The organism is Psychrobacter sp. AOP5-GZ1-6 (genome assembly GCF_052376345.1).
In the GTDB taxonomy this organism is placed as follows: domain Bacteria; phylum Pseudomonadota; class Gammaproteobacteria; order Pseudomonadales; family Moraxellaceae; genus Psychrobacter.
Genome location: NZ_JBQSVP010000196.1, coordinates 1 through 4124, shown reverse-complemented (window position 1 = coordinate 4124; position 4124 = coordinate 1). Strand labels below are relative to the sequence as shown.

Here is a 4124-nt window from a genome sequence, read left to right as displayed (position 1 = left end):
CTACTCTCAGATTCCGCAAAAAAATGAAATTGCAAAAAGAGTTTATGCTTGTAACACTGATGATGGGTATTTTGATTATGACAATGTAGTAAAAGGTGGAGATCTTACAGGATTGCTATATAAGGGGAAAGGTTTCATTCAATTAACTTGGAAAGGTAATTATAAAAAAGTTAATGAAATATTAAATAATAAGATGCCTGAAGAGAGATTAAATATAGTAAGTAATCCAGACAGCGTTTTAAATACACGTGAAGGTATTTTAACTGCGCTTGGTTTTTGGGAGTGGCAAAAACTTAATCAAAAAGCAGATAAAGGTAAAACTGGTGCAGTAGTTGATTCAATCACTGATGATGTAAATTATCACACAACAAGCCGCCAGAAGCGTAAGAATAACTTTACAAAATTTTATGCGATTATGGCAGACTAAATACTATGAATTATAAATCTTTTTTCTTAAGTTTTTTGCTGCTTAGCGGCTGTGCTTACTCCTCAGATGAGGCTGATGATAAGCAAGTTTCCGCTTCTTACAATGTTTCATTCCCCGAACTAGCAGTCACAGAAAGTGATGACGGTTCATCAGTAGTAAAATACCAAACGGCTGATGGTATGAAAGTAATTCAATTGCCAACGAGTAGAACATATAATCAGGAATTACGATATTTTGATGTCAATACTCGCTCTGAGAATACAAACTATTTATCAGAACAAAGTGATTTAAATTACATGTTAGGTGATTTTACTAATAACCGATTTCTAAATCTAAATCCTTTATTACAAATCAAATTAAGACAAGATGGTCAGCAAAATCATTATGTGCTGGAATTCTTATTTGATAAGAGAAAAAATGATTTTATATTGATTAATACTTACCAGTTGCTATATTTAAATTATTGTGGTCACGAACTAGACTCTATTAAAAATATCGAGCCTCCAACTACACACAGTCTATTATCGTTAATCAATTTTGGAAAAATTAATCAAAAATTATTTTCGACTGGTTTCTACAAAGGCGAAAAGGTAATTCCTGACATTTTGTTAGATAAGTATCAGCTACTAATGGACAAAGATACCCCTAACAAACAGGCGATCGTCGAATCACTCATTCAAACTAACGATTCTGATAGTGGTGACGGATGTATGCCTGAAGATTACATCGACGCTCTTTACTACTATGAAGACGATATAGAGTTATCAAATAACCTCGCTTTTTACTTTGGACAGTATGGCTATCACAATGAAGCTATAGAGTTGTTAGACTCTGTCATAAGCTCTCATCCTGAAAGAGCGGTAGCTTACTTGAATATCGCTGATAATTATCAAGCCATTGGCGATGAAACTAAAGCGGATGAATACTATAAAAAATATTATGAGAAAATGACTAACCTTGGTAAAGATAAGAGCATTCCAAAGAGAGTACTACTACAGCGTTGAGATATGGTGTTATTGATAAGTATAATACATGAATCCTATTTATCAGCGAATCAATAATAAAAGAGGTAATTAATGAGTGAAATCGGTAATAAGTTTGATAATTTATCTGATAAAGAATTAACAATTATCAAAGCTGTACCTCTTATGGCTGCATTATCAAATGTCAATATTACAAGGAACTTAGGAGAATATTTAATCGTTATTGATGGGAAAATGGTATCAGAAATACTGGGTATAGGTAATTTATATATTTATAAGGGAAATAAGCTTGAAATGTCTATTGTTGCAAATAGTGGAGGGTTCGGTAGTGGTGCGCCTCCTAATGGAGAATATACTACGCATACGTATCGTGATAGAACTGAAGCAGGTAGTTACAGTAAAGGTATGAACAAGAATGGAGTCGGTTTTAGCTTTAATATTGACCCTCAGTTTAGCACCAAAAGATCTTTGCTACGTATACATCCTGACGGTAATAATAAAGGAACTTTGGGTTGTGTCGGTTTAAGCGGGTCAAAAAAGGAGCTAACCAGTATTCGAGACAAGATTAATGAAATACTCAAGACTCAAAAATCAATAAAAACTAAGATAAATATTGATGGAAATCCAAATAATCATATTCCACCATCTGGTGCAACCCCGAATGAATAAAGGATTAATCATATGAAAAAACTTTATTTGATAGGCTTGACCTTGCTATTTTCAGCTTCAGCAGCTTCTAATACTTTCTATAATTATGATATTAGTGGATATGGTATTATCAACGACTCTGATGGTCATGTTAATCTGAGAAAACTACCTGATTTAAAATCTAAAATTATTGATAAGATAGATAATGGTACACTCATTTATTGTTACAATGAGGGTGGCAGAGTGGATGATTTTTGTTATTCTCAAACTAAGAAAGGTCTAGGATATATACATACCTCTAGAATCTTAGTTTTAGAAAATAAATTCAAATATAAATCTTTGAGCAACCTTCATGTTTTATATAACAAAAAAAATAAAATTTATATAAGATACAATGAGAATAATTACACAAGCATTTGCATTAACGACAGACTCAATTGCTTAAGTCAAGAAAAAATAAAAAACATCGAAAATATTAATATAAACTCTCATGTAGCATACTTTGACAAAAAATCAGGAAATATATATCTAACTGCTTCCAATGGAACTGATGGTAATACAAATAATATTGTTTGGACTATTAAGCCTGACAAAAGCATTACTCAATGGGTCTATACATTTGATTTCTAAATTTACTTTTTATATTCTGATGATGTAAAATTCCCTATAATAGAAGGTTTAAGCTTGTTGAAAATTCAAACATATCATATATTTTTTATTTTCAAACATGCAGCCACTATGCTTGGATGTCTTTTATAACAGCCTTTGATAATAATTCAAACTACAACTTAGCGGTACCCGTATGTATCCAAGGGCTTTTCTATTTATATATTGCTATTTTTGTACTCATTTATAAATATCCTAACTCAAATAAACGACTCTATTATAATTTCTGATCCAAACAGAACAATAGCCTATTTAAATATGGCTGATAACTATCAAGCAATTGGCGATAAAGATATGGATGACAGCTATGATACAGGTGAATACTGTTCAATAAATCCACTCCAACTACAACCACTCTTTGCAAGATTTTAATGTCACCACTAGCCATAATTGCAATGGAGATCCTTGGATGATCAAAAGATTTCAGGCATTTAGACAGAGATCTTATCGTAGCGCAAAAACGACTCAAGCTCTAGTGCCTGCTCTTGTGATTAGTCAAGATAGTAGCGAAAAGTAGGAACGGCTACAGCAAACCTTATCACACCCCACTCAATCCGCTGATGTTGCTATAAACAGCAACACTGATGGAAATAGTGCTGACGAGGACAATCAGGTAAGTGGCCAAACTCTTACGCTCGACACCCCTGCTGCGTTTGCCCCAGTGACCGATACCGAGAGCATCGATGAAGCGACTGTCGTCGCAAACTATCATCAAGGACACTACAGCGTCTATCATGCACTCGCCCATGCCACTGATTTGAATGTTGCCGATACTTTTATATTGGTCGATCACAACCATCTCAATCAGCACTACCGTGCCACCCATATCGTACACTTGGCGCGCAATAGTCTGGCACACGTGACAGGTCTGACCATCAGTCGTCGCTACCATGAACGTCATGCCTCAACATTAGAAGCAGGCATTCACTTGACCCAACTGCGTCTGATTACCGCAGACACACCGTGGGTGGGTAGCTTATATAGTAAACGCGTGCTACCGCCAATGACTGGTATCACAGATGATCAAAGCGATACCGACAGTCGCAATCACATGACCCCGACCAAGAGCTATCTGCTGGACAGCCCTGCCCAACCTATCAATCGGACAGAGACCCAAGCAGGGGCCAACTACGGCAGTCACTTTACCCATAGATCTGATGATCAAACCCTGATGCAGTCTATCGGTGATGGTGAGCACTTAATCAATACTGGTAGCTTATTGTCCAGTACGCGCCCTAGCCTATTTGCCACCGACAATGAACAAGCTGTTGAGAGCGGCTATCGTAATACAGATAATGGCCTATCAGAGTGGATCAGCGATCATAGAGATGAGCAAGCGTATTCACAGCTAAACGTCGATGATGGTCAAGTGGCTGCCATGCTCAAGATGGGCGTGATCA

General features: G+C 36.0%; 4 protein-coding genes and 1 pseudogene. All 5 read left to right on the top strand.

The features are described from left to right. A pseudogene (locus tag ACT3RN_RS14815) lies at window positions 1-427 on the top strand (hypothetical protein); the annotation flags it as partial. 5 nt (window positions 428-432) lie between these two features. Beyond that, the gene (locus tag ACT3RN_RS14810) at window positions 433-1431 is read left to right on the top strand and encodes a tetratricopeptide repeat protein (RefSeq protein WP_192520780.1); all 999 of its coding nucleotides are present in this window, start codon (window positions 433-435) and stop codon (window positions 1429-1431) included. A 72-nt stretch (window positions 1432-1503) separates the two neighbouring features. Next, entirely contained in the window at window positions 1504-2079 is a 576-nt protein-coding gene (locus tag ACT3RN_RS14805) for a hypothetical protein (protein ID WP_192520779.1), read from the top strand. A 12-nt stretch (window positions 2080-2091) separates the two neighbouring features. Next, window positions 2092-2688, top strand: a complete 597-nt coding sequence (locus tag ACT3RN_RS14800) for a hypothetical protein (protein WP_192520778.1) — start codon at window positions 2092-2094, stop codon at window positions 2686-2688. Between the two features lie 697 nt (window positions 2689-3385). Beyond that, on the top strand, window positions 3386-4124 hold a 739-nt coding region (locus ACT3RN_RS14795; protein WP_444518769.1), incomplete at its 3' end, for a hypothetical protein.

What these genes read in the sequence shown, in the direction of transcription:
- ACT3RN_RS14810 (WP_192520780.1), top strand. Translation starts at nt 433, where the DNA reads ATGAATTATAAATCTTTTTTCTTAAGTTTTTTGCTGCTTAGCGGCTGT.
- ACT3RN_RS14805 (WP_192520779.1), top strand. Translation starts at nt 1,504, where the DNA reads ATGAGTGAAATCGGTAATAAGTTTGATAATTTATCTGATAAAGAATTA.
- ACT3RN_RS14800 (WP_192520778.1), top strand. Translation starts at nt 2,092, where the DNA reads ATGAAAAAACTTTATTTGATAGGCTTGACCTTGCTATTTTCAGCTTCA.